We start from the raw sequence: 13,355 nt of genomic DNA, 5'->3' as shown, positions 1-13,355 counted from the left end.
TCGGCATGAAGTCAAGCGAAGACGGCGGCGCCGACACGTTGAGCATCGGCGCCCTCGCGTCGCGGTTCGGCCTGGCCACGCACGTGCTGCGGCATTGGGAGGCGATGGGCCTGCTACACCCCGGACGGGACGCCGGCGGGCGTCGCCGCTACGGTGCGGACGACCTCACCCGCGTCGCGACGATCCTCGTCCTGAAGGAGGCCGGCCTTGGCCTGAACACCATCAGGAGCCTGTCCGCAACCGCCGACCGCGCCACCCGGCACGAGATCCTGCGTCCCGCGGCCGACGAGCTTCGGTCGAGAATCGCGGCAGCCCAGGCCTCATTGGAGCTCATCGAGGGCGGCCTGAACTGCAAGCACGAGGACGTCACCCAGTGCCCGAACTACCAGCGGCTCATCGCCGAGCGGGTCTGCCCCCGAAGTCCGGCCGGAGAGCCAGTGATCGACGCCGTGGCACCAACCCCATAAGACGGCACACCTTGGAGGCGGCTGCCTACAGTTGAGCGGAACACCCATCGCCAGCCTGTCCCAATCAACCGTAGGCACCGCAGGTCACAGGCTCGCCCTGCCCACAGTTATCTGGGACAGGACGGCTCCGGCCGGCAGAGGCGGCGTTGTCAGTGGGCCCTGCCAGGGTGTGTGTCGTGGACGAACTGGTGGAGCGTGTCGACGATCGAGATCGTGTGCTGGGGGTGGTGGTCAGCCGCCGGCAGGCCGTCCGGGAGGGGTGGCTGCACCGGGTCGCCGTGACGGTGTGCCGTGATGAGCGTGGGCGGATCCTCGTTCACCGGCGGTCGGAGCAGTTGTCGCGCTTTCCCGGGCTCTACGAGGTCGTGGTCGGTGGCGCCGTGGGTGTAGGTGAGTCCTATGAACGGGCCGCCGCGCGGGAGCTGGCCGAAGAGCTGGGCATCCGTGTGCAGCCGCGCCTGCTGTTCACGTTCCTCAACCGCAGCGGGTTGAGCCCTCACTGGCTCGGCGTGCACGAAGCCGTGGTGCCGGACGCCGTGACCGCCGATCCCGATGAGGTCGCCTGGCATGGCCGGCTGACCGAGCCGGAGCTGCGGTCGGCCCTGCTGGAGTGGCCCTTCACCCCTGACAGCCACGAAGCCTTCAGCCGGTATCTCGCGTTCCGGACCGCACGGTCCTGACCTTGCCCGCCTCGCGGGCCGGGACGCCTGCTTGACGCCTGCTTGTGGCCAACGGCGCCTTGTCCAAGCGGCTGTTCGTGATGGGGCCACGCCGAGATCCACCCGGAGGAGCAGCCCGGTGACGCTCGGCCCCTGCCGACTGGGCTCGTCGCTCGGCAACTACCAGCCAGGCTCGTCCTGTTCTGCCTGGCCTACGATGACGCGGTGAAGTTCGTGATGGTGCCAGGGGGTTGGCAAGGCGGGTGGGTGTTCGACTCGGTGGCCGCCGAGTTGCGCCGGGACGGGCATCACGTCGAGGCGGTGACCCTGTCGGGGCTGGAGTTGGACGGCCCGGTCGATGTCGATGTGGACCGTCCGCCGAACCTTGACACCCACATCGACCAGGTGGCCGAGATCGTCGACCGTGGCGACGGATCCCCGCTCGCGCTGTGCGGGCACAGTTACGGCGGAATGGTGATCGCCGGTGTCGCGGATCGGCTCGGCGACCGTCTCGATCAGCTCGTCTTCATCGACGCCTATGTCCCGGACGACGGGGATTCGTGCTGGTCTCTGACCAGCGACAGCTTCCGGGAGTCGTTCATCGCGGGCGCCCGCGCCGACGGTCGATGGGTCGCGGTGCCTGAGGGGCTCGACCCTCGTGCGCGACCGCATCCCATGCCGAGCTTCGTCCAGTCGATCAGGCTGGGAGGCAACCCTGGCCCCGCCTTCGGCCGAACGTTCATCAGTGGGGGCGCGTGGGCAGGCAGCCCGTTCGTGACCCTGACCGAACGGCTGCGCGACGACTCGGGCTGGCGGGTTCACGAGATTCCCGTCGGGCACAACATCGCCCGCCGCGACCCGTACAGCCTCGCGGCCGTTCTCGGCGCACTGCCACCCGGCTGACAGCCCTGGCCGGCCCGGCCGGCCGGCCGACCAGAGCACTCGAGTGTCCCGTTTCAGCTCAGCCGGTGGCGAGGAGTTCGAGCGTGTCGATCACGCGGTTCGAGAAGCCCCACTCGTTGTCGTACCAGGCGACCACCTTGACGTGGCGGCCCTCGACGCGGGTGAGGGCCGAGTCGAAGATCGACGAGGCGGGGTTGCCCACGATGTCCGACGACACCAGCGGGTCCTCCGAGTATTCGAGGACGCCTGCCAACGGGCCCTCCGCTGCCGTGCGGTAGGCCGTCAGTACGTCGTCGCGGGTCACGTCGCGGGCGACGGTCGTGTTGAGCTCGACGATCGAGCCCACCGGCACCGGTACGCGGATCGAGTCGCCCGACAGCTTGCCGTCGAGGTTCGGCAGCACCAGGCCGATCGCCTTGGCGGCGCCGGTCGTGGTCGGCACGATGTTGACGCCGGCGGCCCGGGCGCGACGGGCGTCGCGGTGCGGACCGTCCTGGAGGTTCTGCTCCTGCGTGTAGGCGTGCACCGTCGTCATGAAGCCGTGCTCGATACCGGCGAGGTCGTCGAGGACCTTGGCCAGCGGCGCGAGCGCGTTGGTCGTGCAGGAGGCGTTCGAGACGATCGTGTGCACGGCCGGGTCGTACGAGTCGGAGTTGACCCCGAACGCGAGCGTGACGTCGGCGCCGTCCGAGGGCGCGCTGACGAGCACCTTGCGCGCGCCCGCGTCGAGGTGGGCGCGGGCGGCCTTGGCCGAGGTGAAGCGGCCGGTGGCCTCCAGGACGATGTCGACGCCGAGTTCGGCCCACGGCAGCTGCGCCGGTTCGCGCTCGGCCAGCACCTTGATCCGGCGGCCGTCGACGACGAGGGTGTCCCCGTCGACGGTCACCGGGCGCCCGAGCCGGCCGGCCGTGCTGTCGAAGGCGAGCAGCCGGGCGAGGGTGGTGGGCTCGGTGAGGTCGTTGACGGCGACGATCTCCAGGGCGCTGTCGCGCTCCAGCAGGGCGCGCAGCACATTGCGTCCGATGCGGCCGAATCCGTTGATGGCGATGCGAGTCATGAGTGGTGTCCCTTTCCGTCCAGACCCTTCGCCCCCCAGGCTCGCGCGCGGTCGGCGCCGCTGACAGTGGCGGGATCGCCATGGTTCGAAAGGATCCCGCCATGCCCGCCTTGCCGTACCTGGGTAGGTCACTCGCCTCGGGTGAACGTGCGCCGGTACTCGCTCGGCGTCGTGCCGAGGATGCGCTGGAAGTGCAGACGCAGGTTCGCGCCGGTGCCGAGCCCGATGTCGGCGGCGATCTGTTCCACGCCGCGCTCCGAGCGCTCCAGCAGTTCGCGGGCCAGGTCGATCCGGGCCCGCATCACCCACTGCATCGGCGTGTAGCCGGTCTCCTCGACGAAGCGCCGCGAGAACGTACGCGGCGAGACCCCCGCCTGCCGCGCCAGTATGGCGAGGGTGAGGGGCTCGCCGAGCCGGTGCAGCGCCCACTCGCGGGTGTCGGCGAACCGCTCGCCGAGCGGCTCGGGGACGCTGCGGGGTACGTACTGGGCCTGGCCGCCGCTGCGGTAGGGGGCCGCGACCAGGCGCCGGGCCGCGTGGTTGGACGCGGCGACGCCGAGGTCGCCGCGCAGGATGTGCAGGCACAGGTCGATGCCGGAGGCGGCACCGGCCGAGGTGAGCACGCTGCCCTCGTCGACGAACAGCACGTTCTCGTCGACCTGGACGAGCGGGTGCCTGGCCATCAGGGCCCGCGTGTAGTGCCAGTGCGTCGTGGCGCGCCTGCCGTCGAGCAGGCCCGTGGCCGCGAGCGCGAAGGCGCCCGTCGAGATGGCGGCGAGCCGCGCACCGCGCGCGTGGGCGGCGATCAGCGCGTCGACGACGGCCTGCGGCGGATCGTCGCGGTCCGGGAACCGGTAGCCGGGGACGAAGACGATGTCGGCCCACGCGAGCGCGTCAAGCCCGTCGGCGACGTAGTACGCGAGACCGTCGCCGCCGGTCACCGGCCCGGGCGCCGCCCCGCACACCCGCACCTCGTACGGCATGCTCGCGCGGGTCGAGAAGACCTGCGCAGGAATCCCGACATCGAGCGGCTTCGCACCTTCGAGCACGAGGACTGCGACGCGATGCAGGCGGGGTGCGGGCACAAGGGAGAGGTTACGTGGGGACCCGTGCCCCGGGTGGGGGCGTGCGGCCCTGACGGGGCCATGAGCCCCCGGCGGGGGCGTGCGGCTCTAGCGGGGCCATGAGCCCCCGGTGGGGTCATGCGACCTGGCGGGGTGACGAGCACCTGGTGGAGTCGTGCGGCCCTGGCGAAATCATGAACCCCCGGCGGAATCACGCGACCTGACGAAGTCACGAGCACCTCGTGGAGTCATGCAGCCCCGGCGAAATCACGAACCCCCGACGGAATCACGCGACCTGACGGGATCACGAGCCCCCGGTGGGCTCATGCAGCCCCGGCGGGCTCATGCAGCCCCGGCGGGCTCATGCAGCCCCGGTGGGCTCATGCGGCTGGTGATCCGGTGTCAGCCGGCCGGGGCAGGGACATCCGTCGCGCCGAACCACTTCGCCAGCGCGCCGACCAGCTCCCCCTGGTCCGCACCGGCCCACGCCACGTACCCGTCCGGCCGCAACAGCACTGCGGGCACGGCCAGTTCGGCGAGTCCTTCACTGTCGTCGTCGACGACGTGGTCGACCCGGTCCGTCCAGCCCGCCGTCGAGAGGCCGCCCGTCCGGTCCAGGAGGAGGCCTCGGCCGGTGCGTGTCCGCTCGTACAGGCGTCCCTGCTTCAGGGGTACGTCGCGCAGGCGGCGGCCGAGGAGTTCGTGGCCCTCGCCGAGGTCGTAGTGGACGCCGATCGCGGTGATCTTCTCGATCAGGTAGCGGTTGACGTCCTCGAAGTCCATCAGTTCCGACAGGAGTCGGCGCACCGAGCGCGGCCCCGGCTCGGCGGACAGGAGCAGCATCTGTGCGCGGGTGTTGTCCAGGACGTCGGCGGCCACCGGGTGCCGTTCGGCGTGGTAGCTGTCCAGCAGGTCCGCTGGTGCCCATCCGCGTACCTCGGCGGCCAGTTTCCAGCCGAGGTTGAACGCGTCCTGGATGCCGAGGTTGAGGCCCTGCCCGCCGACCGGCGGGTGGATGTGCGCCGCGTCGCCGGCCAGCAGGACCCGGCCTACGCGGTAGCGCTCGGCCTGGCGGGTGGCGTCGCTGAAGCGCGAGAGCCAGCGCGGGGAGTGCACGCCGAAGTCGGTACCGGCGTACGCCCGCAGCTGTCGCCTGACCTCGTCGAGGGTCGGCGGCACCGTGCGGTCCTCGGCCACCCCCTCCGCCGGTACGACGACTCGGTACGCCCCGTCCCCGAGGGGCCCGAGGCCGAAGCCCCGGTGTGTCTCGCGGACCTCGGCCACCACGCTGGCCACCGTCTCCTGCGGTACGTCGACCTGCATCTCGCCGATCAGCGTCTCGACCCGGGCGGACTCGCCGGGAAAGCCGACGCCGAGCAGCTTGCGCACGGTGCTGCGGCCGCCGTCGCAGCCGACGAGGTAGCGGGAGCGCAGGCGCGTCCCGTCGGCCAGTTCCGCCGTGACCCCGGTCCCGTCGGTCGCGTCCTCACTCTGGCTCAGCCCGACCAGCTCGCAGCCGCGCCGGATCTCGGCGCCGAGTTCGACGGCGTGCTCCTCCAGGAGGCGGTCGGTGAGGGTCTGCGGGATGCCGAGTACGTAGGCATGCGCGGTGTCGAGGTCGGGGGCGGGCTTGGTGATGCCGGCGAAGAAACCGGCGCCGACCGGGTACCGCTTGCCGTGTTCGAGGAACCGTTCGAGGAGTCCGCGCTGGTCCATCACTTCGATGCTGCGTACGTGCAGACCGAGCGAGCGGACGACCGGGGTCGGTTCCGTGTCCCGCTCCAGCACGACCACGTGCACACCGTGCAGCCGCAGTTCGGCGGCCAGCATCAGGCCGGTGGGCCCGCCACCGACCACGATCACGTCAATCATCCGAACCCCCATGTTCCCCGTGTCCCCGCCCAACGGGCCGACGAGCCGATGCGCCGACCGCTCGTACGCCCGCAGTTTCTCCGGTGCCAGGATCCAGTACAGCCCGTCGATCCCGTCCGGTCCGACGGTGGCGCTCATCAGGGCGACGGCCGTCCCGTCCTGGGCGATCAGCAGGGCGGGGCCGCCGTTGGCCTCGACGATGCCGTAGTCGGCACCGGGGAAGAACTTCTTGGCGAAGGCGGTGATCATGGCCACGCGTCTGGCGCCCAGGACCTCAAGGCGGGCCACACCGCGCATGCCGTTGCCGTCCGCGTACGCGACGACATCGGCGGACAGGACGTTCTCCAGCGCGGCGACGTCACCGTCCCGGGCCGCCGCGACGAAGGCTTCGAGCAGCCGCCGGTGCTCCGCCGTGTCGACGGGGGCACGGCGCTCGGCGGCCAGCCGTTTGCGGGCCCGGCTGACGATCTGCCGGGTGTTGGCCTGGCCGAGCTGGAGCATGCCCGCGATCTCGTCGTACGGGTAGTCGAACGCCTCCCGCAGGACGTAAGCCGCCCGCTCTACGGGATTCAGCTTCTCCAGGACCAGCAGTACGGCCAGTTCCAGCGCCTCGCCGCGCTCCGCGCCGACCTGGGGATCCACCCGGGTGTCCACGAACTCGGGCAGCCACGGCCCGACGTACGCCTCACGGCGGACCCGTGCCGACTGGGCCACGTTGATCGCCAGCCGGGTGGTCGTCTTCGCCAGGAAGGCGCCGGGATCCAGCACCGCGCCCCGGTCGGCGCCCTGCCAGCGCACCCACGCGTCCTGCACCACGTCCTCGGCCTCGGACACGCTCCCCAGGACGCGGTAGGCGATCCCGAACAGCCTCGGCCGCAGCCCCTGGAACACGTCCGCCGCCGCCTCCAGCCCGGCGTCCAGCTCCTTGAGCGGCCGTTCGTCGTCCATGGTGCCGATGTCTCCGTCTTCGCAGGTCAGCTGCCGTGCCGTGGCCGCAGCCGGTCGGGTTCCGGGGCGAGTACGCCCCGCCCCCTCGATCCTCGCAGACCATGACGCAGACCATGACGCAGACCAGGACCGGACCCCGTACCCCGGTGGTACGGTCGCCGCATGGACCCGCAGGAACTCGCCAACCTCGCGCATCTGCGTCGGGCACGGGATCTGATCGACCGGGAGTACGCGCGTCCGCTGGACGTGCCGACGATGGCCAAACACGCGCTGATGTCGCCGGCGCACTTCTCGCGGCGGTTCCGGGCCGCCTATGGCGAGACGCCGTACAGCTATCTCATGACCCGGCGGATCGAGCGGGCGATGACGCTGCTGCGCGGCGGGATGAGTGTGACCGACGCGTGCATGACCGTCGGCTGTACCTCGCTGGGTTCGTTCAGCTCGCGGTTCACCGAGATCGTGGGGGAGACGCCGAGCGCGTATCGCGGCCGGGCGCACGACGCGGTGACGGCGATGCCCGCGTGCGTGGCCAAGGTATTCACGCGGCCGAGCAGGAACCCCGTACCGGGCCCGGACGCTCCCGTACCGGGCCCGGACGCTCCCGAAGCGGTGGCCGAAAACATGCCGAGCAGGATTCGAGAAGCGGGCCGTACGGCCGCCGCCTAGCGTGGTCGGCATGGACATCGCACTGCAGTACTGCCACATCACGGTCAACGACCCCGACGAGTCGCTCGCCTTCTACCGCGACGCGCTCGGCTTCGAGGTCCGCAACGACGTCGCCTCCGGCGGGTTCCGCTGGGTCACCCTGGGCAGCCCCGCGCAGCCCGACCTCGAACTCGTCCTCTCCGAGCCGCACGCGGGCCGCTCCCCGGCCGACGGCGACGCCCTCCAGGAACTGCTCACCAAGGGCGTCATGCCCATGTTCGTCTTCCGCACCGACGACCTCGACGCCATGTTCGAGAAGGTACGGGCTTCCGGCGCCGAGGTGCTCCAGGAGCCCATGGACCAGCAGTGGGGCCCGCGCGACTGCGCGTTCCGGGACCCGTCGGGCAATCTCGTACGGATCTCGCAGAAGCCGAAGAACTAACGGCACCTGTAGGAGACCGTAAGCCTGTAAGAAAACCGGACGAGACGGAGACCCGATGAGCAGGCCCCCGAAGTCGGCCCAGCAGCCGGCCCCGAAGTCGGCCCCGAAGTCGGCCGCCGAGCCGCACAGCGCCGACAGTCACGACCTCATCCGTGTGTTCGGTGCGCGCGAGAACAACCTCAAGGACGTCAGCATCGAGCTGCCCAAGCGTCGGCTGACGGTGTTCACCGGTGTCTCCGGTTCCGGCAAGAGTTCCCTGGTGTTCGACACGATCGCCGCCGAGTCGCAGCGGCTGATCAACGAGACGTACAGCGCGTTCCTGCAAGGCTTCATGCCCACGCTGGCGCGGCCGGAGGTCGACGTACTCGAAGGCCTGACGACCGCGATCATCGTCGACCAGCAGCGGCTGGGCTCCGACCCGCGCTCCACGGTCGGCACGGCCACCGACGCCAACGCGATGCTGCGCATCCTCTTCAGCAGGCTCGGACAGCCGCACATCGGCCCGCCGAGCGCGTACTCCTTCAACACGGCGTCGGTACGGGCAAGCGGCGGAATCACAGTCGACCGCGGCGCGGCCAAAACAAAAACAGTGAAGGCGACCTTCAACCGCACCGGCGGGATGTGTACGCGCTGCGAGGGCCGGGGCGCGGTCTCCGACATCGACCTCACCGAGCTGTACGACGACTCCAAGTCGATCGCCGAGGGCGCGTTCACGATCCCGGGGTGGAAGTCGGACAACGTCTGGACCGTCGGGATCTACGCCGAGTCCGGCTTCCTCGACCCGAACAAGCCGATCCGCCGGTTCACGAAGAAGGAGATGCAGGACTTCCTCTACCGCGAGCCGACGAAGGTCAAGGTCAACGGCGTCAACCTCACCTACGAGGGCCTGATCCCGAAGATCCAGAAGTCGTTCCTGTCCAAGGACAAGGAGGCGATGCAGCCGCACATCCGGGCTTTCGTGGAGCGGGCGGTCACCTTCACGACCTGCCCCGAGTGCGAGGGCACGCGGCTGAGCGAGGGCGCCAGATCGTCGAAGATCAAGAAAATCAGCATCGGCGACGCGTGCGCGATGGAGATCCGGGACCTGGCGGAATGGGTACGCGGTCTGGACGACCCCTCGGTGGCCCCACTCCTGACCGCCCTCCAGCACACGCTGGACTCGTTCGTGGAGATCGGCCTCGGCTATCTCGCGCTGGACCGCGCCTCGGGCACCCTCTCGGGCGGCGAGGCACAGCGCGTCAAGATGATCCGCCATCTCGGCTCCTCCCTCACCGACATCACGTACGTCTTCGACGAACCGACGATCGGCCTGCACCCGCACGACATCCAGCGCATGAACGACCTGCTGCTGCGGCTGCGCGACAAGGGCAACACCGTGCTGGTGGTCGAGCACAAGCCCGAGGTGATCGCGATCGCCGACCACGTCGTCGACCTCGGCCCCGGGGCCGGTACGGCGGGCGGCACGGTCTGCTTCGAGGGCACGGTGGAGGGCCTGCGGACGGGCGGCACGGTAACGGGCCGCCACTTCGACGACAGGTCAGCCCTGAAGGAGTCGGTCCGGAAACCCACCGGCACGCTCCCGATCCGAAACGCGACGAAGCACAACTTGCAGGGCGTGGACGTGGACATCCCGCTGGGGGTGCTGTGTGTGGTGACGGGCGTGGCGGGGTCGGGCAAGAGCTCACTGATCCACGGCTCGCTGGTGGACACGAAGGGCGCGGTCGCCGACGGGGTGGTGTCGGTCGACCAGACCCCGATCCGCGGCTCCCGGCGCAGCAACCCGGCGACGTACACGGGACTCCTGGACCCGATCCGTACGGCGTTCGCCAAGGCCAACGGGGTCAAGCCGGCCCTGTTCAGCGCGAATTCGGAGGGCGCCTGCCCGACCTGCAACGGCGCCGGTGTCATCTACACGGACCTGGCGATGATGGCGGGGGTGGCGACGACCTGCGAGGACTGCGAGGGCAAGCGGTTCCAGTCAGCGGTGCTGGAATACCGCCTGGGCGGCCGGGACATCAGCGAGGTACTGGCAATGTCGGTGACGGAGGCGGAGGAGTTCTTCGGCGCGGGCGACGCGCGTACGCCGGCCGCGCACCGCGTCCTGGACCGCCTGGCCGACGTAGGCCTCGGGTACCTCAGCCTCGGCCAGCCCCTCACCACCCTCTCCGGCGGCGAACGCCAGCGCCTCAAACTGGCCACGCACATGGGCGACAAGGGTGGCGTGTACGTCCTCGACGAGCCGACGACCGGCCTCCACCTCGCCGACGTCGAACACCTGCTGGGCCTCCTCGACCGCCTCGTGGACGCGGGCAAGTCGGTCATCGTGGTCGAACACCACCAGGCGGTCATGGCCCACGCCGACTGGATCATCGACCTCGGCCCCGGCGCAGGCCACGACGGCGGCCAAATCGTCTTCGAGGGCACCCCGGCAGACCTGGTGACGGCACGCTCGACACTGACGGGGGAGCACTTGGCGGGGTACGTGGGCGGCTGAGCGGCCTGGTGTGGGCGGGGGGGGGTGGGTCGCGCAGCCCGGCGCTGTACGGGTGCCGCTGCGCCCACCCGTGCCGCCCCTAGCGGCACGCATGCCCGCAGCTAGGCGGGTTCGACGGGCACCGCCAGGGCGGGCACCGCCCGTCCGCAGCTGGGCGGGTTGGACGGGCGCGAAGCGCCCTCCAAGGGGCGCGGGGAACTGCGCGCTCAACCCCCACCGCCTCGCAGCCGAACGCATTGGGACGGACGGGCCTTTAGGGGCGCGAGGAACCGCGCGACCAGCCCCCACCGGGCCCGCAGCCAAACGAATCAGGACAGGCGGGCCTTTAGGGGCGCGGGGAACTGCGCGACCAGCCCCCACCGCCTCGCAGCCGAACGCATCGGGACGGACGGGTCTTTTAGGGGCGCGGGGAACTGCGCGATCAACCCCCACCGACCCGCAGCCAAACGCATTGGAGCAGGCGGCTGCGCCAGTCAGTTCGAGGCCGGCGTCGGAGCCGTCGACGTACGCACCGCGACCCCGTCCGCCCGGACAGAGAACGCCGTGTCACCCGCCACAGCCACAATCACGTCCTTCACCAGCAACACACTAGGAAACTTGTCCTCCGCCGAAGTCCCCGCGTCATCCAGCTTGTCCGTACTCCACCGCACCCCACCCGTCCCACGATCCAGCGCAAGCAGCCGACCGTACCGATTGGCGAAGTACAACTCGTCGTACGTCGCCGACCGCACCGGCGCCGACAGGTTCTCCACCTGCGTGCCCGCCTGCCACAGCCGAGCCCCGTCGCTCACCCCGTTCGCGGTGACGGTCCCGTCGGGCCGTACGCAGTACACCACCCCGTCAACGAGGGTGACCGTCCCGCGCGGGGCCCCCGCCAGCGGGATCTCGACGACCGCACCGCTGGTCGGGTCCACCCGCAGCAGAGCCTTGTACGCCTCGTCCCGCCCGTCGTTCGACTCCCACTCCGCCTGCCGCGGCAGCGCGAACAACGGCTGCCCACCGACCACGCCGAGCGGCAGCGCGTTCAGGGGCAGTTCGGCGAGTTCACGCGCCGTACCGTCGGCCGGGTCGAGGCGCAGGAGGGCGTTCGAGCCCTGGGTGGGATCGTCCGCGTCGACGCACGTGCCGTAGGGCACACCGTCCAGGACCAGCACGTCGCACGCGGTGCCGGCCGACGACGTCGCCGGTGTCCGCCACATGTCCTTGCCCGTCCTGGCGTCGACGGCGACGAACTCCCTCGCCCCGTCCGGCATCGCCAGGACGCCGCCGTCGAACAGGGCGGCGCTACGGCCCGCGTCGATCTCCCGCGTCCAGACCGGTTTCCCGGTCTTCGCGTCGAGGGCGAACAGCCGCTGGGTCGACTGTACGTCGGTCACGTTCGGCTGGTCGGCCCCGTACACGATCCCGTCCCGGACGCCGAGGGGCCGCTCGGCGGACTGGGGGCTGCTGCCGAACCGCCAGTCGACGTGGCCCGAGGCGGCGTCGATCCGGGCGACCGTGAAGCCGGTCCCCGAGCAGTACACAGCGGATCCACCGGACACACAGCCGGAATCCACGCTGTCCGCGTTGAAGATCAGGGACTCGTCCTTGACGGGTCGGAAGAGGCTCGCCTGCCAGGGCTGCCAGCCGGTGGGAAGCGCCGGGGTGGGGGAGGCGAGGGCGTCGGCCGCGGGCGGGTCGTCCGTGGTCCTCGAACTCGACACCAGGTGGTACACCGACGCACACACCACGGTGACGGCCAGGGCCGCCCCGACGACGACAAGGCGGCGCACCCGTCGCCCGCGACCGCCGCCCCCGGTCGCGGTCGTCGCACCACCGGACCGCCGGGAGGCCCTCCGGTGCCCTGGACCGGCCGGCGGACCGACCACACCCGGCGGGCTGACCACACCCGGAGCAGCGACCGTGCCCGGAGTAGCGGCACCCGCGTCCGGCAGCGCCCTGAACAGCCCATACAGCTCGGCGAGTTCGGGCCTGGCGCCAGGATCCTTGTCCAGACAGCGCTCGGCGATGCTCCGCAGGGGCTCGCGTACGCCGTCCAGGGCGGGCGCCTCGTGCATCACCTGATAGCCCGTCATGTACGGGCTCTCGCCGTCGAAAGGACGATTGCCGGTGGCCGCGTACACGAGCAGCGAGCCCAGCGAGAACACGTCCGAGGCGGCGGTGACGTCCCGGGGCGCCGCGAACTGCTCCGGGGACATGAAGGGCGGGGTACCGATCAGCCGGCCGGTCACGGTGAGCGTCTGGCTGTCGACGGCGCGCGAGATCCCGAAGTCGATGACGCGCGGCCCGTCCTCGGCCATCAGGACGTTGCTCGGCTTGAGATCCCGGTGCACGACACCCGCCCGGTGGATGTCCCGCAGCGCCTCGACGAGCCCGAGGGCGAGAGTACGCAACTCCCGCCCGGCCAACGGCCCTTCCTTGCTGACGATGTCGGCCAACGTGCGCCCGGGCACGTACAGCGTCGCCATCCAGGGCACTTCGGCGTCCGGATCGGCGTCCACCACGGAGGCGGTGAAGGCCCCGCTGACCCGCCGCGCCGCCGCGACCTCCTGCCGGAACCGGGTACGGAACTCCTCGTCCTGCGCGTACTGCGCGTGCACGACCTTGACCGCGACTTGCCGCCCCGAGGCCGAACTCCCCAGGTAGACGATCCCCATACCGCCACTGCCGAGCCGCTCGCCCAGCACATAACCGCCGACGGACGCCCCGACGGCCCCAGATTCCCCGGCGCTCAGCGGCATCGCCGCCCACCTTCCCAAAACCCCTGTGCCGCACAGCTGTTCAGGAGCCACAGAGTAGTACGC

General features: G+C 70.8%; 10 protein-coding genes and 1 pseudogene. 6 read left to right on the top strand and 5 right to left on the bottom strand.

The genetic code is table 11. The annotated features are described in order from the left end of the window. Positions 1-5 precede the first annotated feature (5 nt). From LUX31_RS24765 to LUX31_RS24755, 3 genes are all read left to right on the top strand, one after another. Complete coding sequence (locus tag LUX31_RS24765) at positions 6-467, top strand: MerR family transcriptional regulator (protein ID WP_235480040.1); 462 nt, start codon at positions 6-8, stop codon at positions 465-467. A 146-nt stretch (positions 468-613) separates the two neighbouring features. Beyond that, a complete protein-coding gene (locus LUX31_RS24760) occupies positions 614-1,147 on the top strand; it encodes an NUDIX domain-containing protein (protein WP_443045996.1) in 534 nt (177 codons plus the stop codon). 204 nt (positions 1,148-1,351) lie between these two features. Beyond that, positions 1,352-2,029: an alpha/beta fold hydrolase gene (locus LUX31_RS24755; RefSeq protein WP_235477150.1), complete on the top strand. Its 678-nt coding sequence runs from the start codon at positions 1,352-1,354 to the stop codon at positions 2,027-2,029. A gap of 58 nt (positions 2,030-2,087) precedes the next feature. On the opposite strand, the gene gap is transcribed toward LUX31_RS24755, so the two are convergent. The 4 genes and pseudogenes from gap to LUX31_RS24735 all read right to left on the bottom strand — a co-directional run. Then, a complete protein-coding gene (gene gap, locus LUX31_RS24750) occupies positions 2,088-3,086 on the bottom strand; it encodes a type I glyceraldehyde-3-phosphate dehydrogenase (protein ID WP_235477149.1) in 999 nt (332 codons plus the stop codon). Positions 3,087-3,214: 128 nt separating this feature from the next. Next, positions 3,215-4,171, bottom strand: a complete 957-nt coding sequence (locus tag LUX31_RS24745; protein ID WP_235477148.1) for a GlxA family transcriptional regulator — start codon at positions 4,169-4,171, stop codon at positions 3,215-3,217. Between the two features lie 381 nt (positions 4,172-4,552). Next, positions 4,553-6,022: a rifampin monooxygenase gene (rox, locus tag LUX31_RS24740; RefSeq protein WP_235480038.1), complete on the bottom strand. Its 1,470-nt coding sequence runs from the start codon at positions 6,020-6,022 to the stop codon at positions 4,553-4,555. Between the two features lie 453 nt (positions 6,023-6,475). Beyond that, a pseudogene (locus LUX31_RS24735) lies at positions 6,476-6,970 on the bottom strand (sigma factor); the annotation flags it as partial. A 162-nt stretch (positions 6,971-7,132) separates the two neighbouring features. On the opposite strand from LUX31_RS24735, the gene LUX31_RS24730 reads away from it, so the two are divergent. Genes LUX31_RS24730 through LUX31_RS24720 form a run of 3 tightly spaced genes read left to right on the top strand, consistent with a single transcriptional unit; the run spans position 7,133 to position 10,551 of the window. Next, positions 7,133-7,636 carry a helix-turn-helix transcriptional regulator gene (locus LUX31_RS24730; RefSeq protein ID WP_235477147.1) on the top strand — a complete coding sequence of 168 codons (504 nt, stop codon included), beginning with the start codon at positions 7,133-7,135 and terminating at the stop codon, positions 7,634-7,636. Positions 7,637-7,646: 10 nt separating this feature from the next. Beyond that, the gene (locus tag LUX31_RS24725; RefSeq protein ID WP_235477146.1) at positions 7,647-8,057 is read left to right on the top strand and encodes a VOC family protein; all 411 of its coding nucleotides are present in this window, start codon (positions 7,647-7,649) and stop codon (positions 8,055-8,057) included. A 55-nt stretch (positions 8,058-8,112) separates the two neighbouring features. Further along, positions 8,113-10,551, top strand: a complete 2,439-nt coding sequence (locus tag LUX31_RS24720) for an ATP-binding cassette domain-containing protein (RefSeq protein WP_235477145.1) — start codon at positions 8,113-8,115, stop codon at positions 10,549-10,551. A 473-nt stretch (positions 10,552-11,024) separates the two neighbouring features. Here LUX31_RS24720 and LUX31_RS24715 read toward each other — a convergent pair whose 3' ends face one another. Further along, a complete protein-coding gene (locus LUX31_RS24715; RefSeq protein ID WP_235477144.1) occupies positions 11,025-13,292 on the bottom strand; it encodes a protein kinase domain-containing protein in 2,268 nt (755 codons plus the stop codon). Positions 13,293-13,355 lie beyond the last annotated feature (63 nt).

It is taken from the genome of Streptomyces sp. GQFP, assembly GCF_021545335.1.
Classification (GTDB): Bacteria; Actinomycetota; Actinomycetes; order Streptomycetales; family Streptomycetaceae; genus Streptomyces.
Note: the sequence above shows the minus strand (reverse complement) of the source record. Positions and strands in the feature narration are given on the sequence as shown.